This is a genomic window from Virgibacillus subterraneus, from assembly GCF_900110695.1.
GTDB classification, from domain to species: domain Bacteria; phylum Bacillota; class Bacilli; order Bacillales; family Amphibacillaceae; genus Lentibacillus; species Lentibacillus subterraneus.
Window position 1 is genome coordinate 277,804 of record NZ_FOEH01000001.1, and the last position, 25,535, is coordinate 303,338.

The following is a 25,535-nucleotide window of genomic DNA, read 5'->3' on the forward strand; positions in this document are numbered from 1 at the left end:
ATTTGACAATGGCACAGCCGAGTAAAATAACAATTAATCAGTTAACAAAAGTATTTTATAAAGGAAATGAAAGTGTAACAGCATTAAAGGATATATCACTTAATATTGAGGACGGTGAATTTGTTTGTTTGCTTGGACCAAGTGGGTGTGGAAAAACGACACTATTAAGAATGTTAGCTGGCTTAGAAAAACCAAGTACAGGAACATTTGAAATTCATCAGTCAGATGATGCTAAACCTCTGCAATCAATGGTATTTCAGGAACGTGGTGTAATTCCGTGGCAGACAGTTGAAGAAAATGTTGCCTTTGGATTAAAGATGCGTCACCTTCCGAAGAAAATAGTGAAAGAGAAAACAGATTACTATTTAGATAAGGTTGGATTAAAGCAGTTTGCAAAGCTGTTTCCAAAAGAATTATCTGGAGGAATGAAGCAGCGGGTAAGCATTGCCCGAGCCTTTGCCAACGATCCGGAAATACTATTGATGGATGAACCGTTCGCGGCATTGGATGAACAAAATAAATTTATACTTCAAGAAGAATTGCTCGCCATCTGGGCAGAAACAAAGAAAACTGTATTATTCATTACACATAGCATTGATGAGGCATTGTTGTTAGGTGACAAAGTATTATTGATGAGTGCGCAGCCAGGCAAAATCTTGAGCGAGAAGAAAATTGATTTACCACGTCCAAGGACGATTGAGGATGTCCGGTCAAACCCGGAAATGGCAGAGCAGTTCGTTGATATATGGAAGCATCTACAAAGAGAAGTACAAAATGATCGTAAAACCAAAGAACAGAAAGGTTGATTAATCATGAGGGGAAAATGGTTAAAGTTAATTGGTGTCTTTTTCATAATTGTAACGCTTGCCTTAGCAGGTTGTGCTAATTCAGAGACTAAACCTAAAGAAAACACACAAGATGACCAAAATACAGATCCAGGAAAAGAGAAGGATCAGGATAGCACTACTGAAGACTCTAGTTCGGAAGGGGCACTTGATCCACTTGCAGAACCTGTTACTGTAACAATTGCTGAGGATGGTTCCGCATCTGGCGCAGGATTTTATATTGCCAAGGAAAGAGGCTATTTTGAGGAATACAACATAAACGTTGAATTCGTTAAATTTGGTAATAGTGATGAAATGCTGCCAGCTCTAGCGGCTGGAAAGATTGATGTGGCAGGAGGTATATCTTCAGCATCATTTTTTAACTCCATTGCCCAAGGTATTGACGTTCGCATGATAGCTGATAAAGGTCATAACGTTATGGGTAATTCTTATTTTACCTTTGTTCTACGAAAAGATCTGCAGGATGAAATTAAAGATTATAAGGACTTAAAAGGAAAACGCATAGCAGTTTCCACAAAAAACGCAGTTGATGATTATATATTTGAGCGGATGTTAGAGCATGCTGGGTTAACGAGGGATGATGTGGAGTTTACCTTAATGTCCGACTTTGGAAATATGATGTCTGCGATTGGAAATAATCAAATCGCTGCAGCGCTGCAAATAGAGCCCTTGATAACACAAGGAATTGAACAGGACTTACACGTTAAGTTTGGGGATGTGACTGACTTTGCTCCAAAGGCTCAAATCGCAATGGTCTTAGGTTCACCAGAGTTTCTTAATGAACGTCGAGAAGTAGCTTTACGATTTATGGCAGGCTACTTAAAAGGTGTTCGTGATTATAATGATGTGTTTGTCAAAGATGAAGGTGAAAAGGAAGAGATTATTAACATTATGACGGAACACACAGCACTTAAGGATCCAGCCATATGGAATAAGGTTGCCGTTACAGGCTTGAATCCAGATGGTCGTATGTTCACCGAAGATATCAAGAAACAATACAATATGTATAAAGAAAATGGTGCTATTAAAGGGGAAGTAGACTTTGATAAGGCTGTAGATCCGTCATTAGTCGAGGATGTATTAGATATAATAGGCGAGTATTAAATTTATGGCCCTTCTTAAATAATAAGAAGGGTTATTTTTTTAGTATTTAAGAACACTTTAATGATAATCCAAGTTTTCAAAGCCAAAAATGAAAAATTGTGTTTTTCGTCATGAAGAAGCACGAAAGGGGTAACAATAAGGCGTAGGATCTTTCTTAGCAGTTAATATAAGTGTAACTAAGGCTGTCGCCATTAAGATATGGCGATATGCCAAGTTTTCTAAGCAAATGGGAGACGAATTAACGATGAAATTACAATTGCTCGAAATTTACGCGCCACCGGATTTTTTAGATATTGAAGATATTGAGAATAATTTCTCTGTTGTATCGTATTGGGTTTCTGAAAAATTTACAGATCAGAAGCTGACTCGGATTCTTGTGGAAACAAATGATGTTGAACAAATTCTTAATTATTTGGAGAAGATACCTAACGAGAGCGATGCATATCAAGTTATGTTGCTGCCTGTTCAAACGTATCTTCCCAGGGAAAAAAAGGAACCTAAGGATGAAGAAAAAGATTTACAGCGAGCAAGCCGTCACGAATTATTCACGACAATTACTGAAGCAAGCCATATGAGTGTCAGCTATATGTGGTTTATCGTTTTCTCTGCATTTGTTGCGACGGTGGGTGTTATCAAGAGCAGTCCTGCTGTTGTGATCGGTGCTATGGTAATTGCTCCGATCATTGGTCCTGTTACTGCTGTTTCATTTGCTTCTGTACTAGGCGATTTTAAGTTACTGCGTCGGTCTATACTGACATCGTTATTTGGATTAGGAGTTCCTGTATTAGTTGCTAGTGTATTTAGTTTTCTTTTCAATGCGCCTGTAAATAGTGATGAGTTTCTATCTAGAACAGTCATTCAGATCATTGATGTCATTGCTGCCCTAGCTTCTGGCGCTGCAGGAGCGCTTTCTTTTATTAAAAGGAATGAGGGTGCTCTTGTGGGTGTTATGGTTTCAGTTGCATTAGTGCCACCTGCTGTAGTGCTGGGTATGAACCTTGGCGCAGCTAGATGGGAGGAGGCTATTGTTCCTTTTATTCTATTATTGGTCAATGTTAATTCTATAATGCTCTCAGCAGTTATCGTCTTTTGGCTAAGCGGTATTAAACCAAACAATTGGCAGGATCTGCAGAAGGCAAATATTTCCCGTAAACTTTCTCTCTTATTCGTTTCAATTATCGCTTTGGTTCTTATTACTGCTATTATCTTTATAAACTTCGTCTAGAAAAGAGTTGTTTAGGCTGGTAAATACCGCATTGTAAATATACTCGCTAATCCGCCGAGCAAGCTGAAAAGCTCCTTCGCTTGCACCTCGCTACCGGGGTCTTTCATGTTTCCGCTGCTTTAGGTTAAGTTTAAGAATTAAGCTGTAGATTTATACATAAACAGGCACTATGTTACCGCCTTTTTAATACTTATAAAAGTAGGTGTTAAACGGAGGTGGAAAAATGGCCGTTGTGAAGGCTACAAATTATCATATCAATCTCTTGGCAAGGCTTCTTCGAGCAGAAGCTGTAGGAGAAGGGAAGTTAGGCATGTTGCATGTTGGTGCTGTAACAGTAAACCGAGCCAGAGTAGATTGTTCCGATTTTGAAGGATTACGCACATTGCCACAAGTAATTAACCAGCCAACTGCATATGAAGCACTTCAACATGGTACTTTTTATAAAAGAGCAAGAGAAAGTGAAAAACGGTTAGCACGCAGAGTAATTAACGGGGAAAGGCGCTGGCCAGCTAAATATAGTTTATGGTATTTTAGACCTCCAGCTGATTGCCCAGCTACATGGTATGATCAACCCATAGTGGGGCGATATAAGCTTCACTGTTTTTATGAGCCAACAGCAGATGAATGTTCAGAAGTCTATAGTACGTGGTAGTTTCACGAGTCTGATAAAAGACGCTCCTTGTATCCCTTTAACGATAAGCCAATTTTTCTAAGAATGAATGGCTGGGCAATTAGCCATAATAAGAACGAATAAGGATAAGGAGTGATTGAAATGGGTGAATACAGTCATTTTCGTTTTGGGCAAAAAGCACCGAACAATGGTGTTTATAGAGAAATTGGGGAGACAGGCAACAATGTCAATGATCCGAAAAGAGTTAAGCTGAAGGCTGGAGAGAAATTTCCGCAAAACTCGAACTTTGATCGTGTTTGGACAAATGAGAAACATTAAGAAATAAAGGTCTCGGGTTCAGTTACGAGGAGTAAATGTAAAAAACATATTGAAACGCTCAGATTAAATCTGAGCGTTTTTAAGTTCGTTATTTAACAAAAGTGTGCTTTGCTCGCACAGCCGATTGCAAGATTTGCAATGAAAAAAACGCTGGTTGCAAACCCGATTGTTAGTAAGTTAGTAAAAAAAGTACACTGAACCAAACGATGGATTTAACGCAAAAGTATAAAGTTATCTGTAATGTATCGAATAAACTTGTTTATCGAATCCAAATTCAAACCTCATAATAATTAGTGCCCCTGATTTGCAGACCTGTCTGGAACCTCGTTCCGTTATTTGTCTTTTTAAACCTCATATTCTATTGATTTTGTCCATTTAACGGAACGAGGATTCACATTATAGATGTGGATAATTATGACAGACAGGCACCATTATATGATATAATAATGTTTCAAATATTTCGATAAAAAAAGCGTTGCAGTGGGTTTTCTTAAGTACGGGTTATTCCTTCTCCAATATGTTCCGGAAAGTCCGTGTAGCTGTTTACTTTTCGCAGCCAATTCCCCAAATTACGTAATGTTTAGATAGAGGTGATTTCTTGAATCATTTGCACGCTCAACAGCGACAGAAGATTGTAGAGGAAGAGTTGAAGAAGCTGGAAGAGAAACAATACATAGACAATGGAACATATTTGGATGTTTTGCATGCTCATAACCAGTATTATATTGATCAGGAAGACAGGCAACAGATATCGGGACAGAACGTGGAAAAGGTAAAAAAGCAGTCAGTACCAAAAGCACCAAAGCCAAAAAAGGCCAAAAAAGTTCTTTCATCACAGGAAATCCGTGATCGGAATATTACATGGTCTCTAATCCTTGGGGTGGTTTTGCTGCTGATTGGAGGACTGGTTCTTGCTACAAGCACTTGGGATACGTTGACAGACTGGAAGAAAACAGGATTTATTGGTCTCGTATCATTACTGTTCTTCGGTCTGGCATATTTTACAACACGTATATTAAAAATAGAAAAGACTGCATTTGCATTTCATGTGCTTGGTAGTCTGTTTTTGCCGATTGTCATATTGTCTCTAGGCTATTTTGAGTTATTTGGCGCTTATTTTTCATTTTCTGGTGAGGGACGATATCTATACGGAGCAGCTGGGAGCCTTGTGATTCTGCCTGTGTACTTACTCCTCTCCATAAAGTTAGCATCACGTTTATTTGTGTGGTTTTCTTTTGTAACGTTTACGGTATTTGCCGGGTTTCTTATAGCATCCTTGGGCATGTCTGTCGACGGTTTTTACTTGGGGATTATAGCATTTAACGCAGTACTCATCGCGGCGTATCATTATGCAGACAAGCAGGGACGTTTTCAGTTGTTTACACAGGAGTTTGTCCTATATATTCAGGCAAATTTAATTTTGTCTACTTTACTGATGCTTGTATTTTATGAAAGTGAACTGATTTATAGCTTTAACCTGATGCTTACAGCAGTTATATATTTTTCCATGATATTTGTGACAAACCATAAGGAATATCATTTCGTGTTTAGTGCGTTGTTAGTATACGGTGCCTATCAATTGATTGAATTCTCAGCATTGAATGAGGTTGGGGCAATTGTGTATGCGCTGCTTGGGATTGTGTTTGTGGTACTGCCGAATTTTATAAAGGATAGCAGTTCACTGCAAAAAGCCTTCCAATTTACGAGCGCAATCGTTTCAGCTGGTGCATTTGTTTTTATAAGTTTTGAAGGAATACTTATGAATATGAATGAACCATCATTTGTTTTACTAATTGCGTATTTAATCATAGCCTTTAATTTTACATATTTAACAAACAAGGTGAAACGAACGCTGTTTTCATATCTAAGTCCAGTATTTTTCATGGCTGCATTGTATGAAGTGGTGTTATTAGTCCGCAATTTATTTGATTATGAGTACTTAGGTTTACCAATGTTTATAGCTGGCCTTTTCTTATATATTGTTTTTGGCTGCTTCATGAAGCTTGATTTCTTCCAACTGATTAATCAGAGCTCACGTGATATTGGCGGAGTTGTGATGGTCCTTTCTATAGTACTAAATTTTGGAATTGTCAGCTGGTGGCAGGTAGGTACAATGTTTCTATTGTTAGCTATAGTTTCTCTTTTTATGGACCAATTTGAACAACGAGTCTTTTTTATAAGTAATAGATTCGCTTCCTGGATTCATGCACTTTCTATCGGTCTTGCAGTCGTTTCTTTTTTTACAAAAGATCAATTTTTCGTTGCTGCAATTTCTGTGGATGCTGGGCATCTGGTATTAGCAGGAATTGTTGTTCTGGTTATAAGTATTTTATGGAAAAAGCTTAAACGAAAGGCTTTTTCTGATAATGCCTTTTTTGTTGCTCAAGGATTTTACGTTATTGGAATGATGCGGACTTTCTTATATGACTTTGATGACAATTTTCGTGCATTGATTGTCCTTGGCGGAATCGGAATGGCCTATTTACTGTACAGAAAGACAAAATGGATAGTCATGCCTTATCTGATTGGTGTAACTTCTTTATTATTTTATTTCACCGTGTTGTATGCAGTTCATACGCAATTTAATATCCAATCTGATTTGTATCATTCTTTGCAATTTGTTGTTGGTTCACTACTGCTTTTGGGTACTGGAATATTCATCGGAAACGAGGACCGCAAACTTGTTAAAGCCTTTTGGTGGATTGGACACATTTACTTGCCGTTTTCATTACTTGTTACTTACATGTTTAATGGTGAGGAGGCAGTCTGGGCATTTCTTTTGGCTGCTGTGATTTATGGTGTAAGTGTTCTTAAAGTAAATGCTAGATGGAAGGAAAACACCTTTTTATACGCCGGCTTCACGTCATTTTGGATAACTGTTAGTCTTGCTATGCTTTTGTTAGATTTGAATAATCATGTTCATTATGCCTTCTTAATAACAAGTGGTGTACTTGCTGTCAGATGGTATCTCAGTAATAGATCCTTGGGACGAAGAATTGCTTTTTATATAGTACCATTCTCTCTGATCGGAATCAGGGTTTTCACATCGGTAAGCCCATTTGACTTACTGTTATTCGTTGTAACAGTTCTGTATGGAATTGGTCTGTTATGGATTTTGCATAAGGAAAAATGGGATGTCCTCAATGCAATCCCCCTTCTTCTTCTATATCAGGGGTTGCTCTTATATAGCTACGACCAACTGGAATGGGATTATTCAATGCAGGTTGCCGTAACGGGATTCGTGCTGATAGTTTTGCTAGTTGGAAAGCAGTTTTATCAGTTGGTTTTTCAAGGTGCAAAAGAAGAAGGAGAGCCGCTGCGTATTGATTGGTATACGGTTGTTGGCTTCATTGCTGCAGGAAGCTTATATCTGTGGACGACAGAAGATCTATGGACAAAGCTGCTGCCGGGGCTACTACTAGTCGGAAGCTTATTGCTGCAGCATAATCGTATTCCTTTTGCAGCGCCGAAATGGGTTATATTTGTTGCTTGTGCTTATTTACTGCAACCCTATTATTCAATATTGGTTAATAGTGATTTACCTGAGCTGATGGAAAGGGAAATGTATGTCCTGCCATGGGTCGTTCTCGTTATTTTACTTAAAAAGGTTGCTGACAATTCCTTAAAGACACTCATCAACAATGTACAGTGGGCAGTCCTGGTTATCGTTTCGCTTCTTTTAATTCAGGATGGGATGGCAAGTTCAACGATTTATGACGCATTGATTGTTGGGACCCTCGCCCTTGTATCCATTATTGGTGGTATGGCCTATCAAATGAAGTCTTTCTTCTTTGTTGGAACAGGAGTACTGCTATTAAATGTATTTCTGCAAACCAGACCATATTGGGGAAACCTGCCATGGTGGATGTATCTGCTTATTACGGGTTCCATATTGATCGCAGTTGCAAGTTACAATGAATGGCATAAGCAAAAAACATCAGATGGAAAAGATACACTAATTTCAGTTTTTAATAAAAAAATTATTCAAAAGATCAAAAACTGGGATTAAAACTTTAAGAGAGGTGTTTGTGATGAAATTAGTAAGCTATAAAATAAAAGAAAGACCAAGTTCGTTTCGGGTTGGGTTTATGCTAGATGAGAAGGTAATTGACCTGCAGGAAGCCTATCGTCAATTACTTCTTTCAAAGCAGGAAACAGATCTTAGTAATGATTTAGAAAAGCTGCTTCCTGTTGATCCAAAGCACTTTTTTGCTGCTGGAAATCAATTGATTGATAAAGCCAAAGAAGCATATACTTATGCTAAAACAAATAGTACAGAAGGTTTTAGTCTGAATCAGGAGGAAATATTACTATCCACACCTATTCCTGCACCAACAAAAATTATTTGTGTTGGGAAGAATTATGCTGAACATGCAGTTGAGATGCAAAGTGACGTTCCTGTGTTTCCTGTTCTTTTTGCAAAGTTTTCAAATGCGCTTATTGGACCTGAAGATGTGATTGAGAAAAGGGATGTTACACAGAAACTCGATTATGAGGCTGAACTAACAGTCGTTATTGGAAAAGAAGCATCACAAGTCAAAAAAGAGGATGCCCTGGATTACATTGCCGGTTACACGATTGGCAATGATATTTCTGCACGTGATCTGCAAAAACGAACGCCTCAGTGGCTGCAGGGGAAAACCTTGGATAAAAGTACTCCAGTTGGTCCATGGATTGTTACAGCTGATGAAGTAGGGAATCCCGGTAACTTATCGATTCGTTCAACTGTGAATGGAGAGGAACGTCAATCTTCCAATACAAATAAGTTAATTTTTGATATTCCGTTTCTGATTGAGTTTATTTCCAATCTCGTTACATTGAAGCCGGGAGATATTATCCTGACGGGAACTCCAAATGGTGTAGGTGTGGCCATGGACCCACCACAATTTTTAAAGGACGGGGATGTCGTACAAATAGAAGTAGAAAAGATTGGACAGCTGAAAAATACAGTAATGGGACGGTAAATTTTTAAAGGATTAATTTTTTGCAAATAGAATATATTTAAGTAAGTCTTAAATTCTATTTGGGAGGTTATTTAAATGTCAAAGAAAATTTTGATCATTGCTGGTGATGCTGTTGAATCGTTGGAAATCTATTATCCTTATTTTCGTTGTCTCGAGGAAGGTTATGAAACAACAATTGCCGCGGGTTCGGCTAAAAAGCTGCATACTGTTGTCCATGACTTTATCGGCTGGGAAACATATACCGAGAAGGAAGGCTATAGGATTGATGCAACCGCCAGTTTTGATGAAATCAATCCTGAAGAATATGATGCATTAATAATTCCTGGTGGACGTGCCCCTGAGCATGTTCGCTTAAATGAGCATGTGCCAGCTATCGTTCGTCATTTTTTTGAAACTGAAAAACCTATTGCAGCAGTTTGTCACGCAAGTCTCGTATTAACGACGGTCAGGGAGCATCTGCATGACCGGAAAATGACTGCCTATATAGCTTGTAAGCCTGAGGTGGAAGCTGCTGGTTCGACTTATATTGATGAGCCACTTCACACAGATGGGAACTTGATTTCAGGACATGCTTGGCCAGACCTGCCCGGATTGATGAAAGAGTTTATTCGGCAAGTTAACCAGGGATAGGAGGTAAGGGATATAGTGCAATTTAACGGCAAAACTCCATACATGCCCTTACGATTAATGTAATTGTCATACTTTAATATAGTAGTCCTAATCAGAAGGACTGCCATACGAAAGGCTTGGACTCCAGAGTATAAGGGGTTCTTAGAAAACAAAATACGCTTTCAAGAATCCCTTTAATGACTGCCAAGTTTCCTAATTCCACTTTAATTAATTTCTAAAATTATTCGGTGGGTTTCCGGGAGACATTATAGAAAGCTTTTTACGATCAGCAGCTGTTGGAGGTTCCTCTAACCAACCATTATTAATGGTGATATTTACGCCTTCATTTGAGTATTTGGCAATTCCTGCTGTAAGTGTAGCTAGTTTTGCATGGATGTCATGTCTCAAAATTTTGGAAAGAGCCAGTCCATAGTATTGTATTCCGATACCGTTAGACAATGTTGTATGATAAAGCATTAATTTATCCGAAAATGGTGGTGTAGTAGAATCAGTTACGTGCGCGTCCATTAGCTTTGGAGAAGGCAAGTTATCTTGTATAAGGACGGAACCCAGTTGTTTAATTTGCTTATCTGCTAATTGAGCACCTTCATAGAAATATTTTCTTAATTTATCAGAAGAAGCAACTTGGCTGAATCCAAGCATGAAGGATTTACCTAGTGTATTTGAGTTAATATTAACTTGCAAATGCTTAATTTCCTGTGCGGATAAGGGTCTATTTTTTGCGTTGATAGCTGAAGTAAAGGATTTTCTATCAACGAAGTCAACTTTTGAAGGGTACGGAATATTAGGCGGCAGGATATCCATCCCTTTTGCTAGTAATAACTCAATCCCTCTTCGGTAAGTTTTGGAAGTATCTTGGATGCACATATCAAAATAGTCGATAATATCTTGTCTGGATGAGCTTGAAAGCGCACCACCATAAGTTAATAACCCGGCTCTAGTCATTTCCGTAATATAAAAGACCATAAACATATCACTAAACAATCGCGGTGCTTCTTTTCTAATATCCTGTTCTCCAAAGCCAACTGGAATAGGAATATTCTCCTTTGTATATATATCTTTAATTATATTTAGGTGTTTTTTTGAGATATCCAAAGCAAACTCAATATAATCCTTAATTTCTTCATCTTCTACAACATGCAGATGGTGCTCAAATACGCATTTAAACAGAGAATCTCCTAGGTAATTTTCAAATAAATCGCCTAACTCTGATGCGGCTAGCTTTTTATGATGTTGATGTTCTTCCATGTGTTTCTTCGTTTTATCATGAGGTGATCCTTCCGATTCCATCTTTAACCCTCCTTAATATATCTGCTGAGGTTTAGTTTGTGTAATTTATATTATTTTATTAAACAAATTATTGACAAAAGTTCATGCTATACTAATAGAAAAAGGAGGTAAACGAATGAATCAAGAGATAGAAAACGCAATTCAAGATGAATATCCGGATGATTTTTCACATTGCTATGGTTGTGGTCGATTAAATATAAAGGGTCATCAATTTCGGACTGGCTGGGATGGTGCTCAAACGATTACTGTATACATGCCGCGACCTGAACACACGGCAATACCTGGCTATGTTTACGGCGGTTTGATTGCATCACTAATTGACTGTCATGGAACAGGCTCAGCATCACTGGCACTGCACCGGAAGAACGGGAATGAACCTGGTGATGGTGCAGAACCACCACGTTTTGTAACTGCATCACTCGAGGTGAAGTTCGTTAAACCGACACCACAGGATGTTCCGCTGAAAGCATTTGGGAAGGTGGAAGAGATACATCCCAAGAAATTCAAGATACATACGGAAGTTTATGCAGGGGAAATATGCTGTGCAAAAGGTGAAGTTGTTGCCGCACTCATGCCCGATACCTTTGGTAAGTAATAATATCTTGTTAAGCCATTGATTTAAGTTATCCGCAGTTTTTGTTTGTGGGGACGTTTTGGTGGCATCAAAATTGAAAATACTTAATTGAGGAAAAGCAAATTACATTGGCGGACATCAGGTACGCTATTTTACAGAAAACGAACAATATAAAAGTGTTAACGGACACCAGAGACCTTATTTAGTAGAAATGCTCTTATTTTAAATTGATATATGCTAAATAAGGTCCAGTGTGTCCTCCTATCCAATTAAAAGCATCTTTTAATTGAAATAACGGATTTTGTGTCCGCTAGTTAAAGTTCAATACTAGTTCTTATGCAGTGGATATAGTTCATCAATGATTTGAATATCATCTGAAGAAAGTTTTACATCTGCTGCTTTTAAGTTATTTACTACTTGCTTGGAATTTCTCGCACCTGGAATAACAGAATCAATCTGATCACGAGATAAATAAAATGCCAGTACAACATGTGAAACGCCCACATTATGTTTCACAGCAATCTCCCGGATCGTATCGACTTTTTCTAAATGACGGATGTATGTTTCACCCTGAAATTGAGGTCGTTTCTTTTGTGATTCAGAAAGGACCGTATCTTTTGCATACTTTCCTGCTAATAGACCTGATGCTAAAGGAAAATATGGAACAAAGGATATTTCATGTTGCGAAAAGTATGGGAAAAGTTCACTTTCTGCTGAGCGGTCAAGCAGGTTATAATTCCCTTGTACAACATCTAAATAACCGTCCTGATTTGCTTCTTTTAGCTGATCAATAGAAAAGTTGGAAACACCAATCGAGCGGATTTTCCCTGCTTCCTTTAACCGATTCAGTGCACCGATAGCTTCGAATTTAGGCGTCTTATCATCAGGAAAGTGAATATAGAATAAGTCGATAACATCTGTTTGCAGGCGCTTGAGGCTATCTTCCACTGTTTGCTTTAAAAATTCGGGTGAATTATCGGTGATTACCTGGTCGCCAGTATACTTATGAGCTCCTTTTGTTGCTAGTACAACGTTATTTCTCCAGTTGTTTTCTTTTAATGTTCTTCCGATAATTTCTTCAGAAAGCCCTCTCCCATACATGAATGCAGTGTCAATGAAATTCAAGCCGTTTTCAATTGCTGAAGAAACAATTTTACCGCCATATTCCGTATTCGTTTCTTTATTTTTTTCACCAATCTTGTTTGCTCCCAATCCAACCGGATGAATATATAGACCTGTTTTTCCTAACTCGACTTTATTAACCATTATAAACCACCCTTTCTGATGTTCTGTTTTATAAATGCGCGCGTTTTTAGGTTTCGATGTATCCAGGACCATTCTCATTAGTATCCATTTCACGATCAGTAGTGTGATTATCGGTTTCTTTCGTCTCTTTAATGCTATAAGTTCCTGCTAGAATTAATAAAATACAAGGTATTACGTGAAAGAAATTGATAACCGCAATTCCTATGCCTGTCCATAAAAACCACAATCCAGTCAGCCTGGTCTCATTTTCCAGGTTCTCTGGTGTTGTTTTAACTAAAGTAACGATGAAAAAGGAAATCGTTATGATACTTTGTATGAATGCAATTATTAAACCTGTTTTCATTGCGTTATCAGAGAGCTGAAAAGGGGTGGACTGTATGTCGCCTTCAATCCATCCTCCAATAAAGGATGTCCCATAGTAAACCCAGCTTATTGATCCAAGAATGCCCATAATAGAGCCGATTAAAGCCATAAGATATATATAATTTTTGTTCAATTCAACATCCCTCCATATGTATCTACCCAATCTGTATAACATACTAACAGTATACTAAACTTTATAATTTTCTTACAATTGTTTCTTATTAATTTGGATAATCACAGTATTCGATTATTGTTCCATCTGTGTCAGCAGGATTCAAATAAATTAGTCGTCTTCCATGCTTATTAGTGCGTAAGGAATCTTCTAGTACACGGATATTCCTGTTTTTGAGGTCATCCAGTGCTTTATTAAGGTCACCAACATGATAGGCAATATGATGAACACCTTTTCCTTTTTGTTTTAGAAAACGGGCAATAGGAGAGGTGGTGTTATTAGTTGGTGCCAGTAATTCGGTTCGATCTCCACCAATTTCCATGATAGCAATTTCACTTTCCACCCCTTTTGCATCGCTTTTATACCGGTCAATTAATGATCCGCCTAATATGGATTCATAGAAGTATATACTATCCTCTAAATTTCGAACGGCAATTCCAATGTGATCAAGCTTATAATCCATTACTATTCACCTCCTGAAGATAATAGTATTATTCTAGCATATATAAGGTTTGTAAATGAATTCGTGTTCGGGAATAATCTTTTCGGTTGTATATATAAGTAAATTATTATATATTTATATCCGAGTGTTAAGGGGGGTGTTTCTTTGCTGAAAACAGAGATTGAAATAGATAGTGCGGCATTAATTTTAAAATTATTGGGTGATAAAACGCGTTTGACCATGGTTAAAATACTTGATAATCATGATTGCTGTGTTTGTGAATTTGTTGAGATTTTTAAAGCAAGTCAGCCATCCATTAGTCAACATCTTCGAAAACTGCGTGATGTAGGATTGGTAAAAGAAGAAAGAAGAGGGCAATGGATTTTTTACTCGATAAATAAAAATAATGAATATTATCCATTTGTTGAGCAGCTTCTAGAACAACTGCCTGACCAGGTTTTTAGATTAAAAGAATTGGAAGAACAAGGTACACGAATTACATGTTGTTAATTGGAGGGAAATTGATTTGTTATCATCGGTTATACTAGCATCACTCATTTTTTTGGCAACGCTTGTCTTAGTTATTTGGCAGCCAAAAGGGTTATCAATTGGATGGTCCGCATGTGGCGGAGCTGTTCTTGCTTTAATAGTAGGAGTAGTTGAATTCAGTGATGTAATAGAAGTTACACAAATAGTATGGAACGCAACATTAGCATTTGTTGCTGTTATTCTTATTTCATTAATATTAGACGAAATTGGATTCTTTGAATGGGCAGCTCTTCATATGGCAAGGGCAGCAAATGGCAACGGGGTCAAGATGTTCGTTTATGTGAGTTTGTTAGGTGCAATTGTTGCTGCACTTTTCGCGAATGATGGGGCAGCTCTAATCCTGACACCAATTGTTTTAGCAATGGTCCGCAATTTAAATTTTCAGGAAAAGATGATATTTCCGTTTATTATGGCTAGTGGATTTATTGCGGATACAACATCATTACCGTTTATAGTAAGTAACTTAGTTAATATTGTGTCAGCAGATTTCTTTGATATTGGATTTGTGGAGTATGCTTCCAGAATGATAATTCCAAACTTATTCTCACTGACTGCGACCATAGTAGTATTATTAATTTATTTCAGAAAGAATATCCCGGATAAATATGACCTGTCACAATTGAGAGAACCAGTTGAAGCGATAAAAGATCAAAAGATGTTTCGTTTATCATGGTATGTTCTTGGTGTATTGCTGATTGGTTATTTTATCAGTGAGTTTATTAATCTGCCTGTCTCGATTGTTGCTGGTGTAATTGCAATCTTCTTTATACTAATGGCTAGAAGAAGTAAGGCTGTTGATACTAAATCAGTGGTTAAGGGAGCACCCTGGGATATCGTTTTTTTCTCAATTGGTATGTATGTTGTTGTATACGGATTGAGAAATGCCGGGCTTACTGATTTATTAGCTCAGGCCCTTCAAGCAAGTGCTGAGCAAGGTTTATTTGTAGCTACCATTTCAATGGGCTTTATTGCTGCTATCCTGTCGTCAATTATGAACAATATGCCAACAGTTATGATTGATGCGCTGGCAATTGCGGAAACGAATACTTCCGGCGTGATGCGTGAAGCACTTATTTACGCGAACGTCATTGGTTCTGACCTGGGTCCGAAGATTACACCGATTGGTTCCCTGGCAACTCTGTTATGGCTGCATGTTTTGTCTCAAAAAGGAGTCAAAATATCATGGGGAACATACTTTAAAACGGGAATTATTCTTACCATTCCGATTCTGCTGATAACCTTAGTAGGACTATATTTAACGTTACTGATATTTTAATTAGGAGAGTGAACCACTATGTCTAAAAAAACAATTTACTTCTTGTGCACTGGAAATTCCTGCAGAAGCCAAATGGCAGAAGGCTGGGCAAAAAAGTTTCTAAGTGAAGAATGGGAAGTGAAGAGTGCAGGAATTGAAGCACATGGATTAAATCCAAAAGCAGTTAAAGTAATGGGTGAGGTGGATATCGATATTTCTGATCAGAAATCAGAAATTATTGATATGGATATTTTAAATAATGCTGCAATGGCTATCACGCTTTGTGGAGATGCTGCAGATAAATGCCCAATGACACCACCCCATGTAAAGCGAGAACATTGGGGTTTTGACGATCCTGCAAAAGCAAAAGGAACAGAAGAGGAACAGTGGCGGGTTTTTCAACGTGTACGCGACCAAATTGGCGAGCGAATCAAACGTTTTGCCGATACAGGTGAATAATAACAATCCTGCTTAAAAGGGGTACAATCGAACGTTGGTTAGTACCCCTTATTTTTGGGACAAAACTAAAAGTTATTTTATATTAAAAGATTTCCTATGACGGAAAGAGGTTCGGCAAAGTGAATCCTCGTTCCGCAAAAAGGAAGAAAAGCTGCTCTAACAGGGGTGATATGAATCCTCATTCCGCTAATAGCACAAATTCAAGTGATAATGAGGTATAAACAGTCAAATAACGGAATGAGGATCCTAAACTATGCTCCAAACAAGGGATTTATAGGAAATAACGGAATGAGGATCCGTCAGAACAGCAAATTGACCCTGATTTAACTTATAATCAGTTTATCAACAAGCCGTCTTTTCCTATTACCGCGTTTACGTAGCTTGAAATGTCGTAATCATTGAAAAGCGAACCACAACTAGTTTATTCCTCCTTAAACGAAAAATCCCCTCACAGCAAGGCTATGTTCTGGTAATAATTTTCTTCCGGAAAGTCTCACTTGTGAGCATCATTTCTACCTGTCTGCCCCAAGTATTCACCGCCTCAATAGTAGTATTTTCCTGGATGGCAAGTTCGCTTATGGTCATACCGCCAATAATGTGGTAATAGATCCAGTTCCATTGGTTTAGCGTTAGACTTGCTCTGAGTTGGTACCATAACCCTGGATCATGTAGGATGACAGGCAGTGATACCAATGTGTAGGATGTTTTTTCAAATAGTAGCTTCATATAGTCTCCTCCTAGTAATTGTTTTCACAATTACTATCGTTGGAGAGGGGTGGTTAGGTGGCATCGAAATTAAAAAAAACATAAAAGTGTTATGCCTGGAACGTAAATTTGACAAAAATGAAAGTAAATTGTAAAATGAATGATAGTCAGTCACCAACGGAGGGCTTATAAATGGATAATAAAAAAGAGAGTATTATACAATCAGCTATCGATGTTTTTCGTGAGAAAGGTGTAGAGAAGACCAAGGTATCAGATATCGTTAAAGGCGCCGGCATTGCTCAAGGTACCTTTTATTTATATTTCTCATCTAAACTATCTGTAATGCTATCAATTGCGGAAGTTTTGACAGAAGAAATACTTACAAAAATAAATGATAATGTTCAGGATGACTCACCGTTCCCGGAAAAACTGGAGGTAGCTATTGATATAGTGTTCGATGTGACGAGGGAATACCGGGATTTGTTTGCTTTAACTTATGCAGGACTTGCGTCAACTGAGTATTTGAAAGAATGGGAAACGATATACGAACCATATTATGAATGGCTAAGTAAACAGCTGCAAAAAGCGCAAGCGGATGGCGTCGTTCGAGAATCATTACATCCACAGCGCACGGCAGAGATATTAATCGGATTAATTGAAGCAGCTGCAGAACAATCTTATATGTATGGCAATGATGATGAGAAGGTTGCTGATCTAAAGAAAAAAGAAGTATTGGAATTTGCGGGGCATGCGCTCGGACTCTAAACTGGTGCAATGTCCTTTACATTATTTTTGCGCAAAAATGACTGAACGTCAGTCAAAAGGAGGTGCTCGTGATGAATAAAGCTTGGATCTATGTGTTATTAACATGCTTATTTGAAATGCTCTGGGTACTTGGGTTTAATTTTGCTGTGAGTTGGTGGCAATGGGGATTGGTAGTTATTGTAATTATAATGGATTTTCAATTCCTAAGAAAAGCTTGTGAAGCACTTCCGACTGGCACTGTTTATGCGATATTTGCATCAACGGGTACAATTGGAACAGCGTTAATGGACGTGTACTTATTTGATGGAAGCTTAAATTTGGGAAAAATGTTTTTCATCATGCTCCTGATTGCAGGTGTAGTAGGATTAAAACTTGCGGATACGGCAGATGAAAAACGTTCTAAAGGAGGTTCTCACTGATGGGATTAATCTTAGTATTGTTAGCTTCTGTTTTTGAAATTAGTGGTGTCATTGGTTTGAAGTTATTCAGTCAAAAGAGCACATTTCGAAATGGGATTTTGTATATAGGCGGATTTTGCGCTTCACTGGGGATGCTTTTGATTTCCTTCTCGTTTTTACAAGTTAGTGTTGCTTACGCCATGTGGGTAGGTATTGGTACTGCTGGTGCGGTATTGATGAATATGCTTTTCTTTGGAGAATCCAAGAGCCTGTCTCGTATTGTGAGTCTTGCCGCAATTATTATCGGTGTGGTCGGATTGAAGGCATTATCTTAAATAAAATAAACCAATCGAACCGTTTTAGAGCCCGATTGGTTTAGTATTAATTTAGTGTCGTTTATTTAGCCATAGTATACCGGACTTTGCAACGCGAGGCAGATAGCCGGTAACTGATTTTGACATCATTTCTCCGAATCCCTCTGAACTTCCAAGTGAACCGAGAGTTCCTTTAAGTTTAAGTTCTTTTGGCTTTTTCGGTTCATTGCCATGGAATACATCCATTAGTATTTCCACGATCTGCTCACCTTGCTGTCGAGCAAGCTGTGCGCTCGGCGAGTGTTCGGAGGCTGCGCAATCACCAACTACATATGTGTTTGGCTGTTTGGGCACCTGGTAAAAGTCATTGACGATAATCTTTTCCTGATCATCTTTTTCAAAAGGAAGCTCGCGCACCAGGTAATTAGGTCGAACACCGGCAGTCCAGATGGTCACATCATTAACGAAGCAAACACCATTGTTGCATACGCCATCCTTTTCTACATACTCAACGTTAGCACCATGTACGACTTCAACGTCATTTTTCAAAAACCAGTCTTCAACATAATTTTGAATTTTTGTATCAAACGCTTTTAATACTGTGGCACCTCGATCGAGTAATCGAATGTTCAAGTCTGGTCTACTTTCACGTATCTCAGCTGCTGCTTCAATACCGCTCAAGCCTGCACCAACAATCGTTGCCTTGCCATAGGCTTTTAAATTACCAATGGACATTCCAGCATGACGAGCATGGCCAATTGTTTGGATACTTTCAGTGAATTCTGAAGCCCCTTCGATTCCATGATAGTTGTCTTCACATCCAAGGCCAATCACAAGATAATCATATGATACTGGCTCACTTCTGTTTTCAAAAAGAATTTGCTGGTTTTCTGAATCTATTTGACTAACTTCAGCATAAACATAATCTACTTTTTCATGGTCTGGAAATTCGATGCGGACATCTTTATCAGCGGATGTGCCTGCCGCTATTGTGTAAAATTCTGTTTTAACCGAATGGTAAGGGTTGCGATCAATAACCGTAATTCGCACGTCTTCAGGCAGGTTTTGATCAATTAAACCAAGTACAATATTAACACCGCCATAGCCGCCACCTAAAATGACTAAATTTTTCATAGTAAAAAACCCCTTATGTACGTATAAATACTTCTATTGTTAAGATTACCAAAAGTTGTGCTTGAAAACTAGGAAAAGCATGGAATTGTTGTTTTTCTTGTGATAATGATACATTATGTAAAGAAAATGAACGATTAGAAAGGTGCTTACATATGCAAAGATTGACGTTTGGATCCCTGTTGGACGTGATCGGGGAGTTGTTTTCAGATGAAATTTCCATAGCGGTTTCGAATACAACAGAATACATTTATTATCGCCCAAGTAAACGGATTGATTTAAAAATAAGGAATGGTGATCCGGTTAAAGAAGGGACGATAGCTCATAAAGCGTTGCATACGGAACAAAAGGCATCTGAATTCATCGATCGTGATGTATTTGGAGTTCCTTATCACGGGATGGCAGTCCCATTTCATAATGAGGGTACGCTTGAGGGATGTGTGACTGCTATTTATCCAGCAATGACAGAAGGGAAGTCTGTAGTTACTGTAAAAACATCAGACGGTTGGAAGCCAATCCCATTTAATGATGTAAAGTACCTGGAAGTGAAGGACCGAAAGACACATGTATATGCAAATGAGTACGTCGGCACGAATAAAAGGGCACTGCAGGATTTTGAATATTCCTTGCCGCGAGAATCGTTTATACGCTGCCATCGTTCTTTTATTGTCAATGTTAATCATATAACGGACATTTACCCAGATACACATTCCACATTCGTGCTGGCGATGGATAATGGCACACGGATTCCTGTCAGTCAGTCTTATTCGAGCTATTTCAGAAAATTGCTGGGTTTTTGATGAAAAATGCTGCTTTATACATTTGATCCTATGCTTTAGTCAATTATTCTCTATTCCCTTCTAAAATCCCCAAATGTAAGCGTTTATTAGTTAGAATTATCTTAAAAGTTGTGAAAGAGGGATATAATATATGAATACTAACTATGATCGCATCAGGGACCCTCGCTTGCAGGGCCGTGTTGTTTCAGCTGAAAAAGCTGCATCATGGATCCAGGATGGCATGACGTTGGGAATGAGCGGATTCACTCGAGCGGGTGACGTGAAAGCGGTGCCAACTGCGTTGATTGAGCGGGCCGGGACAGAGGTATTTAAAGTAAATGTGTTTACAGGTGCTTCTCTAGGATCTGATATTGACAAGATGTTTGCTGAAGTTGGTATTGTTTATAAGCGCTTACCATTTCAAGCGGATCCGACTATGCGAAAGAAGATTAATCAAGGTGAGCATTTATTTGTAGATCATCATCTATCACACACATCAGAATTAATTAGAGGTAATGTACTGGAATCAATTGATTTTGCTATTTTGGAAGCGATTTCTATTTCAGAGGATGGTATGATTATTCCATCAACTTCGATTGGAAATTCACTTGCATTTGCCGAGCATGCTGAGAACGTTATTATTGAACTGAATATGGCACAGTCAGAACTATTGGAAGGAGTTCATGACTTGTATAGCCCTGGGGAGCAAGGGGAACGTAATCCGATTCCATTAGTTAAGCCAGATGACCGAATCGGTACAACCGGGATTGCGATTGATCCTGCGAAAATAAAAGGAATAGTTTTTACAGATCAGGAGGACTCACCTTCAACCATTGTACAGCCAGACCATGAAACAGAAATTATGGCTGAACACTTGCTGGAATTTTTAGGGAAAGAGGTGAAATCCGGCAGATTAACTGAAAGCCTTGCACCAATTCAATCTGGTATCGGCACGGTTGCGAACGCAGTGCTGCACGGAATGGTAGATTCAGAATTTGAAAATCTGGAAGTATATTCCGAAGTGTTACAAGATGCGGTATTCGATCTAATTGACGCCGGAAAAGTAGATTTCGCTTCATGCTGTTCAATTACACTATCAGAGCCAAAGATGAAGCAGGTATTCTCTGAATTTGAAAAGTACCGTGATAAATTGATTATGCGACCACAGGAAATGTCTAATCATCCGGAGATTATTCGTCGCCTGGGACTAATATCAATCAATACAGCACTTGAGTTTGATATCTATGGAAACATTAATTCCACACATGTTTCTGGTACGAAAATGATGAATGGTATAGGTGGCTCAGGTGATTTTGCTCGTAATGCGCGATTAGCTATTTTTGTAACAAAATCTATTGCCAAAAATGGCGACATTTCAAGTATTGTCCCGTTTGCCTCTCATATCGATCACACGGAACATGATGTCGATGTCGTTGTAACTGAGCAGGGCTATGCAGATTTACGAGGACTTGCTCCACGCGAACGTGTACCGTTGATTATCGAAAATTGCGCACATCCCATGTACCGCGAGCAGCTTTGGGCGTATTATCAAGAAGCACTTGAACGTGGCGGACAAACTCCGCACATACTGGAAAAAGCCCTATCATGGCATACAAATTTTAAAGAAAATGGCACAATGCGCGTGCTTTCTGCTGAAACCGTATAAAAAACCACGTTCCTTAAATGGGACGTGGTTTTTAGTATAGAGAGGGGAAGGAATGCTATTTATTATCAATAACTCTTTCCATCGCATGGATTTGTCCTAGATGATTGGCCTCGTGATATGTTGTCATAACAGCCAGTTCACCATATGATTCATTACCCATCATTGGTTTTGGCAGTGTTTCATTGAATTTTTCCGGTGGTATTTCTTTAATGCGATCAAGCTGATCCGTTAATTGACTTATTAGCTCCTCGACTGATGGAACATCATCTGACCAATCGGCAGGATTTGTTCCATAAGCAAATAGTTCTTTGTAATGGGAAGGAAGATGCTGGGATTTGCTTGGGAAACCAAATAACACTTGCTCCGTTACTGTTAGAACATGACCGATATGCCAATGAATCGTATTATTGAAACCAGCAGGCTGTATATCGGCAAGGTCCTTATCCAAACCGTCTATTTTCTTTATAAAGGCTTTTCGCGTTTTATCAAACTGTGTATACATTAAATCATTCATATACGTATCCTCCTCTAATGTAGTTAACCTAATTATACCAATTTGATATCCAATTCTAAAATCTGAAACATTGCGAAGATGAATCCGTAATTTTGAGGATGATTTTTCATACTTAATTTAGAAAAGTTTAATATGGACTGGCTATCAAAAGTGGATGTAGGTGAAATAAGGGCTCGGCTTAATGACAAGATAAATCCCTGCCAAACTCAGCAGGGATACTTCGATTAATATTTCTTTTTAGGGTGCCAGTCTGCTTCTTCTTCTGGTAAAAGATCCAGGAAGGACCATATACCACAGAAGTCATCACCCGGATCGAAATTGGCCTTGGTATACTGATATATCGTGCCATCATCTTTCATTTTTAAAATTAAGACCCCAGGCTGTGGTGGACCTGGTTTTGTCTCAAAATCCAATGATTGCTTAAACTCGGATCCTGCTGTTGAAATCAAGTGGAATTTCCAGTTTCTACTTTTAGCAAATTCAGCCATCACAGAAGGCTCATCAGGTGATGCTAACACTACTGGTGCTATGCTTTCCATATGGTGGAATATTCCATTGATTTCATCAGCCCACAATGTGCAATAATTACAGCCTTTACCCATATTTTGAATGACGAATAATGTTTGTGATCACCGAATAATTTGTTTAGCTTGACTTTTCTGCCGTCTGCCTCGCGCAGTTCATCATCAGTAATATATTTTTGCTCATCTTTCTTTCGCAACTCCGCTAAAGCCCTTTTCTTTCTAAAAATCTCCTGTTCCAATTCTTTGATTTGCTGTTTGATTACTCTGATCATACCGTTAATCCTTTTTATTAACAAACCTCATTGTAATAAAAAATTCCCTACTTAATGAAGTTCGATGTTGATTTATCGTAGACACTGGGAAGGAAGTCCACTAGGCGCTGACCGGTGAGAACGCCACGTCCTGTGGCGTCACCGGCACTAGTACGTCCTGTACGTCGTAGCTGTACGTCGCTGATTCGGAAGTCCAGTTATCCACAGCACTTAAATTTTGTAGTTTCCTAAAAAATAAAAAAACCACCAATTTATGGTGGGTAATCAGAGTGATTTATGAATGAGCGTTTGAACGTTTGTGCCTCCACATCATGTACCGGTATCGAATCGTGCAGCCGATACAATAGCCCATTAAAGCCACTCCTGAAGCAGCTAAAACCATCAGACTAAATACAAATCCAAGTACAGTCAGATTAACATAAAAGAATATAATTGATAGCCCTAAGCAAACCGTTGGGATCCATTGGTTGAAAAGCTGCTGATCTTTATCTTCTTGTCTATATTTTTCAAAAGGCTTGCGTAAAAATCGTTTGCTGAATAGAATAATTGGGTTTTGTTTTGTAAGCAAAGTATAAACACCGACAGCGAATGGTACAAGTAAGATCGCTGGTTGAATAATTATACCTAATAAAGCAGAAATCACAATAAATGCCTGATTGATCTGAACAAGCGGCTTTGGAATAGTCATGTTTATCCCCTTCCTTCTTAAAGTATATTATACACAGTTGTTTACTCGGAATAAAGTCTTTTGTGTAAATTGGTGTATTGCCTATTGATAACTCTTTAGGTAATAAGATTTTATAAAGTGGGGAGTATATAAATAAAATAATCGATATTAGTTTGGACCGGCTTGAAAGGTAGGGATGAAATTGACCGAAGAACATGCACCATTAGCATCCTCTGAGCTCGCAACTCTTTGGGTTGTTTACCAAAAGAAAACGATGATAGTAAGAGTTATGGACCATTTTTTAATTACAAATAAAAATCCAGTAGCGCTAGAAATATTAAGGGATTTTCACGAAAAAGAACAGGATTTAGTCAATGAAATAAAGGGGATTTTTAAACGGGAAGGGGTCGCAGTTCCAGTTGCCTTTACAGAGAACGATGTAAACTTAAATGCGCCGCAGTTGTATGATGATATCTTTGATATTATGTATTTGCGAATGATGATGAAAATTGCCATTGGTCTCCATGCATTACATATGACCATGGCCTATCGGAAAGACATTATTGACCTATACAAAAGGTGTTCTGCATTCTCAGAAGATTATTATGAAAAAACGACAACGTATTTATTGGAGAAAGGTGTTCTTCCTAGATCTCCGGCTGTTACATTACCAAATCATGTAGCTTTTGCAAATGATAAGGACTACCGTGCAGGATTTAAGTTTGCTGGTAACAGGAGAGTATTAAACACTGTTGAGGTTTCTTATATTTATCAAGGTATTGAATCTAATGTTGTAGGGATGAAATTAATGACAGGCTTCGCTCAAGTGGCTCAAGAAAAAGAGGTTATAAAGTACTTTTTTCGAGGAAAAGAGTTGGCGAAAAAAATTATATCAAGATTTGGTGAAATATTAATGGATAGCGATATCAATATTCCATCCACATCATCTGGAAGGGTTACAAACTCAACTATATCTCCTTTCTCAGATAAACTTATGATGTATAACACGTCACTATTAAGCACTTTTGGTTTAGGAAGTAATGCGCTAGGAACCTCCTTCAGCCTAAGAAATGACTTGCCGCTTAAGATGGCGATGTCCGCTAAAGATATATTCAACTTTGCAAGTGATGGAGGTAATCTTATGATTACACATGGCTGGACAGAGGAGCCTCCTCAAATGGAGGATAGAGGCAAGTTATCAAATAAGTAGAGTAAATAAAAGTATTAACGGGACATTAAAAACAAAAAATACACACGGGATTTCGCTTGTAAAATCCTATGTGTATTTTTATTGCTATATCAAGGTTTGAAAGGGTTCTTAATGTCCATTCACAGTGATTCCAGGTGTGGATTCAGCAGAATGTGAATCACACAAACCAGTGAATGAATCGTGGTTCCGCTAAATGGGTGAAAAAGCCGTCTTAGAAGGTTGAATCGGTTCCTGGTTCCGTTATTTACCTAATAACAATGAAAAATGTGGCTGAAAAGGGTAAATAGCGGAATGAGGATTACATAACACAATCAAAATAGGCGTTTTTCAGGAAATAACGGAATGAGGATCCGCCAAATCATTGCATAGGCCTGTTTAGTGAAAATTATGTGATTATAGGTGTGACTTGGTTTAAGCACTACTTTTGAGTTCCTTCAAACATTGAAAACAACCAACAACAGACAGAATGCCCAGAAGGATGTTGTCGAGGTGACGAACTACTA

General features: G+C 38.3%; 28 protein-coding genes. 18 read left to right on the top strand and 10 right to left on the bottom strand.

The features are described 5' to 3' along the window. Positions 1-8 precede the first annotated feature (8 nt). The 8 genes from BMY13_RS01395 to BMY13_RS01430 all read left to right on the top strand — a co-directional run bounded on the left by BMY13_RS01395 (position 9) and on the right by BMY13_RS01430 (position 9,717). Positions 9-806 (top strand): ABC transporter ATP-binding protein, encoded by a 798-nt coding sequence (locus tag BMY13_RS01395; protein WP_092503387.1) that lies wholly within the window; start codon positions 9-11, stop codon positions 804-806. Positions 807-812: 6 nt separating this feature from the next. Beyond that, positions 813-1,949 carry an ABC transporter substrate-binding protein gene (locus tag BMY13_RS01400; RefSeq protein ID WP_092501941.1) on the top strand — a complete coding sequence of 379 codons (1,137 nt, stop codon included), beginning with the start codon at positions 813-815 and terminating at the stop codon, positions 1,947-1,949. Between the two features lie 244 nt (positions 1,950-2,193). Continuing rightward, positions 2,194-3,174, top strand: coding sequence for a TIGR00341 family protein (locus BMY13_RS01405; RefSeq protein ID WP_092501943.1), 981 nt, complete (start codon positions 2,194-2,196; stop codon positions 3,172-3,174). 223 nt (positions 3,175-3,397) lie between these two features. Next, positions 3,398-3,826, top strand: a complete 429-nt coding sequence (locus BMY13_RS01410; protein ID WP_092491231.1) for a cell wall hydrolase — start codon at positions 3,398-3,400, stop codon at positions 3,824-3,826. Positions 3,827-3,946: 120 nt separating this feature from the next. After that, positions 3,947-4,123 carry a YjzC family protein gene (locus BMY13_RS01415; protein WP_092491232.1) on the top strand — a complete coding sequence of 59 codons (177 nt, stop codon included), beginning with the start codon at positions 3,947-3,949 and terminating at the stop codon, positions 4,121-4,123. Between the two features lie 598 nt (positions 4,124-4,721). After that, a complete protein-coding gene (locus BMY13_RS01420; protein WP_092501945.1) occupies positions 4,722-8,132 on the top strand; it encodes a hypothetical protein in 3,411 nt (1,136 codons plus the stop codon). A 22-nt stretch (positions 8,133-8,154) separates the two neighbouring features. Continuing rightward, positions 8,155-9,087 carry a fumarylacetoacetate hydrolase family protein gene (locus BMY13_RS01425; protein ID WP_092501947.1) on the top strand — a complete coding sequence of 311 codons (933 nt, stop codon included), beginning with the start codon at positions 8,155-8,157 and terminating at the stop codon, positions 9,085-9,087. Positions 9,088-9,162: 75 nt separating this feature from the next. Beyond that, positions 9,163-9,717, top strand: a complete 555-nt coding sequence (locus tag BMY13_RS01430; RefSeq protein ID WP_092501949.1) for a DJ-1/PfpI family protein — start codon at positions 9,163-9,165, stop codon at positions 9,715-9,717. Positions 9,718-9,924: 207 nt separating this feature from the next. On the opposite strand, the gene BMY13_RS01435 is transcribed toward BMY13_RS01430, so the two are convergent. Next, positions 9,925-11,007, bottom strand: coding sequence for a DUF3231 family protein (locus BMY13_RS01435; RefSeq protein ID WP_092501950.1), 1,083 nt, complete (start codon positions 11,005-11,007; stop codon positions 9,925-9,927). A 115-nt stretch (positions 11,008-11,122) separates the two neighbouring features. Here BMY13_RS01435 and BMY13_RS01440 point away from each other — a divergent pair, with 115 nt between their 5' ends. Further along, complete coding sequence (locus tag BMY13_RS01440; protein WP_092491237.1) at positions 11,123-11,602, top strand: PaaI family thioesterase; 480 nt, start codon at positions 11,123-11,125, stop codon at positions 11,600-11,602. Positions 11,603-11,908: 306 nt separating this feature from the next. Here BMY13_RS01440 and BMY13_RS01445 read toward each other — a convergent pair whose 3' ends face one another. From BMY13_RS01445 to BMY13_RS01455, 3 genes are all read right to left on the bottom strand, one after another. Further along, a complete protein-coding gene (locus BMY13_RS01445) occupies positions 11,909-12,847 on the bottom strand; it encodes an aldo/keto reductase (protein WP_092501952.1) in 939 nt (312 codons plus the stop codon). 46 nt (positions 12,848-12,893) lie between these two features. Next, the gene (locus BMY13_RS01450) at positions 12,894-13,343 is read right to left on the bottom strand and encodes a hypothetical protein (protein WP_092491239.1); all 450 of its coding nucleotides are present in this window, start codon (positions 13,341-13,343) and stop codon (positions 12,894-12,896) included. Between the two features lie 88 nt (positions 13,344-13,431). Next, entirely contained in the window at positions 13,432-13,845 is a 414-nt protein-coding gene (locus BMY13_RS01455; RefSeq protein ID WP_092491240.1) for a VOC family protein, read from the bottom strand. 144 nt (positions 13,846-13,989) lie between these two features. Between BMY13_RS01455 and BMY13_RS01460 the strand changes: the two genes are divergently transcribed. From BMY13_RS01460 to arsC, 3 genes are read left to right on the top strand one after another with little or no spacing between them, the layout of a single operon-like run. Then, positions 13,990-14,334, top strand: coding sequence for an ArsR/SmtB family transcription factor (locus BMY13_RS01460; protein WP_092491241.1), 345 nt, complete (start codon positions 13,990-13,992; stop codon positions 14,332-14,334). 16 nt (positions 14,335-14,350) lie between these two features. Continuing rightward, a complete protein-coding gene (locus BMY13_RS01465) occupies positions 14,351-15,649 on the top strand; it encodes an arsenic transporter (RefSeq protein WP_092491242.1) in 1,299 nt (432 codons plus the stop codon). Between the two features lie 18 nt (positions 15,650-15,667). Then, positions 15,668-16,087 (top strand): arsenate reductase (thioredoxin), encoded by a 420-nt coding sequence (gene arsC / locus BMY13_RS01470; RefSeq protein ID WP_092501954.1) that lies wholly within the window; start codon positions 15,668-15,670, stop codon positions 16,085-16,087. A gap of 459 nt (positions 16,088-16,546) precedes the next feature. On the opposite strand, the gene BMY13_RS01475 is transcribed toward arsC, so the two are convergent. Beyond that, on the bottom strand, positions 16,547-16,813 hold the full coding sequence (locus BMY13_RS01475; RefSeq protein WP_092501956.1) for a hypothetical protein: 267 nt from the start codon (positions 16,811-16,813) through the stop codon (positions 16,547-16,549). 171 nt (positions 16,814-16,984) lie between these two features. Between BMY13_RS01475 and BMY13_RS01480 the strand changes: the two genes are divergently transcribed. The 3 genes from BMY13_RS01480 (at position 16,985) to BMY13_RS01490 (ending at position 18,290) form a co-directional block, all read left to right on the top strand. Next, positions 16,985-17,557 (top strand): TetR family transcriptional regulator, encoded by a 573-nt coding sequence (locus BMY13_RS01480; RefSeq protein WP_092491245.1) that lies wholly within the window; start codon positions 16,985-16,987, stop codon positions 17,555-17,557. Between the two features lie 71 nt (positions 17,558-17,628). After that, on the top strand, positions 17,629-17,976 hold the full coding sequence (locus BMY13_RS01485) for a DMT family transporter (protein WP_425445134.1): 348 nt from the start codon (positions 17,629-17,631) through the stop codon (positions 17,974-17,976). Further along, positions 17,976-18,290, top strand: a complete 315-nt coding sequence (locus BMY13_RS01490) for a DMT family transporter (protein ID WP_092501958.1) — start codon at positions 17,976-17,978, stop codon at positions 18,288-18,290. The genes BMY13_RS01485 and BMY13_RS01490 overlap by 1 nt, the downstream gene beginning before the upstream one ends. A 51-nt stretch (positions 18,291-18,341) precedes the next feature. On the opposite strand, the gene BMY13_RS01495 is transcribed toward BMY13_RS01490, so the two are convergent. After that, positions 18,342-19,403, bottom strand: a complete 1,062-nt coding sequence (locus BMY13_RS01495; RefSeq protein ID WP_092501961.1) for an NAD(P)/FAD-dependent oxidoreductase — start codon at positions 19,401-19,403, stop codon at positions 18,342-18,344. 152 nt (positions 19,404-19,555) lie between these two features. Between BMY13_RS01495 and BMY13_RS01500 the strand changes: the two genes are divergently transcribed. Continuing rightward, a complete protein-coding gene (locus BMY13_RS01500; RefSeq protein WP_092501964.1) occupies positions 19,556-20,200 on the top strand; it encodes a LytTR family DNA-binding domain-containing protein in 645 nt (214 codons plus the stop codon). A gap of 130 nt (positions 20,201-20,330) precedes the next feature. Beyond that, positions 20,331-21,845, top strand: coding sequence for a succinyl-CoA:acetate CoA-transferase ScpC (gene scpC / locus BMY13_RS01505; protein ID WP_092501967.1), 1,515 nt, complete (start codon positions 20,331-20,333; stop codon positions 21,843-21,845). A gap of 55 nt (positions 21,846-21,900) precedes the next feature. Here the strand turns inward: scpC and BMY13_RS01510 are convergent, their stop codons facing one another. From BMY13_RS01510 to BMY13_RS01520, 4 genes are all read right to left on the bottom strand, one after another. Continuing rightward, complete coding sequence (locus tag BMY13_RS01510; RefSeq protein ID WP_092501969.1) at positions 21,901-22,359, bottom strand: DinB family protein; 459 nt, start codon at positions 22,357-22,359, stop codon at positions 21,901-21,903. A gap of 224 nt (positions 22,360-22,583) precedes the next feature. After that, positions 22,584-22,961, bottom strand: coding sequence for a DUF899 family protein (locus BMY13_RS01515; RefSeq protein WP_092501971.1), 378 nt, complete (start codon positions 22,959-22,961; stop codon positions 22,584-22,586). After that, positions 22,886-23,155 carry a hypothetical protein gene (locus BMY13_RS19390; RefSeq protein ID WP_175476686.1) on the bottom strand — a complete coding sequence of 90 codons (270 nt, stop codon included), beginning with the start codon at positions 23,153-23,155 and terminating at the stop codon, positions 22,886-22,888. The genes BMY13_RS01515 and BMY13_RS19390 overlap by 76 nt, the downstream gene beginning before the upstream one ends. Positions 23,156-23,429: 274 nt before the next feature. Beyond that, positions 23,430-23,843, bottom strand: coding sequence for a DUF4395 domain-containing protein (locus BMY13_RS01520; RefSeq protein ID WP_092501974.1), 414 nt, complete (start codon positions 23,841-23,843; stop codon positions 23,430-23,432). Between the two features lie 175 nt (positions 23,844-24,018). Between BMY13_RS01520 and BMY13_RS01525 the strand changes: the two genes are divergently transcribed. Then, complete coding sequence (locus BMY13_RS01525) at positions 24,019-25,032, top strand: DUF3231 family protein (protein ID WP_092501976.1); 1,014 nt, start codon at positions 24,019-24,021, stop codon at positions 25,030-25,032. Positions 25,033-25,535 lie beyond the last annotated feature (503 nt).

What these genes read in the sequence shown, in the direction of transcription:
- BMY13_RS01395 (WP_092503387.1), top strand. Translation starts at nt 9, where the DNA reads ATGGCACAGCCGAGTAAAATAACAATTAATCAGTTAACAAAAGTATTT.
- BMY13_RS01400 (WP_092501941.1), top strand. Translation starts at nt 813, where the DNA reads ATGAGGGGAAAATGGTTAAAGTTAATTGGTGTCTTTTTCATAATTGTA.
- BMY13_RS01405 (WP_092501943.1), top strand. Translation starts at nt 2,194, where the DNA reads ATGAAATTACAATTGCTCGAAATTTACGCGCCACCGGATTTTTTAGAT.
- BMY13_RS01410 (WP_092491231.1), top strand. Translation starts at nt 3,398, where the DNA reads ATGGCCGTTGTGAAGGCTACAAATTATCATATCAATCTCTTGGCAAGG.
- BMY13_RS01415 (WP_092491232.1), top strand. Translation starts at nt 3,947, where the DNA reads ATGGGTGAATACAGTCATTTTCGTTTTGGGCAAAAAGCACCGAACAAT.
- BMY13_RS01425 (WP_092501947.1), top strand. Translation starts at nt 8,155, where the DNA reads ATGAAATTAGTAAGCTATAAAATAAAAGAAAGACCAAGTTCGTTTCGG.
- BMY13_RS01430 (WP_092501949.1), top strand. Translation starts at nt 9,163, where the DNA reads ATGTCAAAGAAAATTTTGATCATTGCTGGTGATGCTGTTGAATCGTTG.
- BMY13_RS01435 (WP_092501950.1), bottom strand. Translation starts at nt 11,007, where the DNA reads ATGGAATCGGAAGGATCACCTCATGATAAAACGAAGAAACACATGGAA.
- BMY13_RS01440 (WP_092491237.1), top strand. Translation starts at nt 11,123, where the DNA reads ATGAATCAAGAGATAGAAAACGCAATTCAAGATGAATATCCGGATGAT.
- BMY13_RS01445 (WP_092501952.1), bottom strand. Translation starts at nt 12,847, where the DNA reads ATGGTTAATAAAGTCGAGTTAGGAAAAACAGGTCTATATATTCATCCG.
- BMY13_RS01455 (WP_092491240.1), bottom strand. Translation starts at nt 13,845, where the DNA reads ATGGATTATAAGCTTGATCACATTGGAATTGCCGTTCGAAATTTAGAG.
- arsC (WP_092501954.1), top strand. Translation starts at nt 15,668, where the DNA reads ATGTCTAAAAAAACAATTTACTTCTTGTGCACTGGAAATTCCTGCAGA.
- BMY13_RS01475 (WP_092501956.1), bottom strand. Translation starts at nt 16,813, where the DNA reads ATGAAGCTACTATTTGAAAAAACATCCTACACATTGGTATCACTGCCT.
- BMY13_RS01480 (WP_092491245.1), top strand. Translation starts at nt 16,985, where the DNA reads ATGGATAATAAAAAAGAGAGTATTATACAATCAGCTATCGATGTTTTT.
- BMY13_RS01485 (WP_425445134.1), top strand. Translation starts at nt 17,629, where the DNA reads ATGAATAAAGCTTGGATCTATGTGTTATTAACATGCTTATTTGAAATG.
- BMY13_RS01490 (WP_092501958.1), top strand. Translation starts at nt 17,976, where the DNA reads ATGGGATTAATCTTAGTATTGTTAGCTTCTGTTTTTGAAATTAGTGGT.
- BMY13_RS01495 (WP_092501961.1), bottom strand. Translation starts at nt 19,403, where the DNA reads ATGAAAAATTTAGTCATTTTAGGTGGCGGCTATGGCGGTGTTAATATT.
- BMY13_RS01500 (WP_092501964.1), top strand. Translation starts at nt 19,556, where the DNA reads ATGCAAAGATTGACGTTTGGATCCCTGTTGGACGTGATCGGGGAGTTG.
- scpC (WP_092501967.1), top strand. Translation starts at nt 20,331, where the DNA reads ATGAATACTAACTATGATCGCATCAGGGACCCTCGCTTGCAGGGCCGT.
- BMY13_RS01510 (WP_092501969.1), bottom strand. Translation starts at nt 22,359, where the DNA reads ATGAATGATTTAATGTATACACAGTTTGATAAAACGCGAAAAGCCTTT.
- BMY13_RS01515 (WP_092501971.1), bottom strand. Translation starts at nt 22,961, where the DNA reads ATGGGTAAAGGCTGTAATTATTGCACATTGTGGGCTGATGAAATCAAT.
- BMY13_RS19390 (WP_175476686.1), bottom strand. Translation starts at nt 23,155, where the DNA reads ATGATCAGAGTAATCAAACAGCAAATCAAAGAATTGGAACAGGAGATT.
- BMY13_RS01520 (WP_092501974.1), bottom strand. Translation starts at nt 23,843, where the DNA reads ATGACTATTCCAAAGCCGCTTGTTCAGATCAATCAGGCATTTATTGTG.
- BMY13_RS01525 (WP_092501976.1), top strand. Translation starts at nt 24,019, where the DNA reads ATGAAATTGACCGAAGAACATGCACCATTAGCATCCTCTGAGCTCGCA.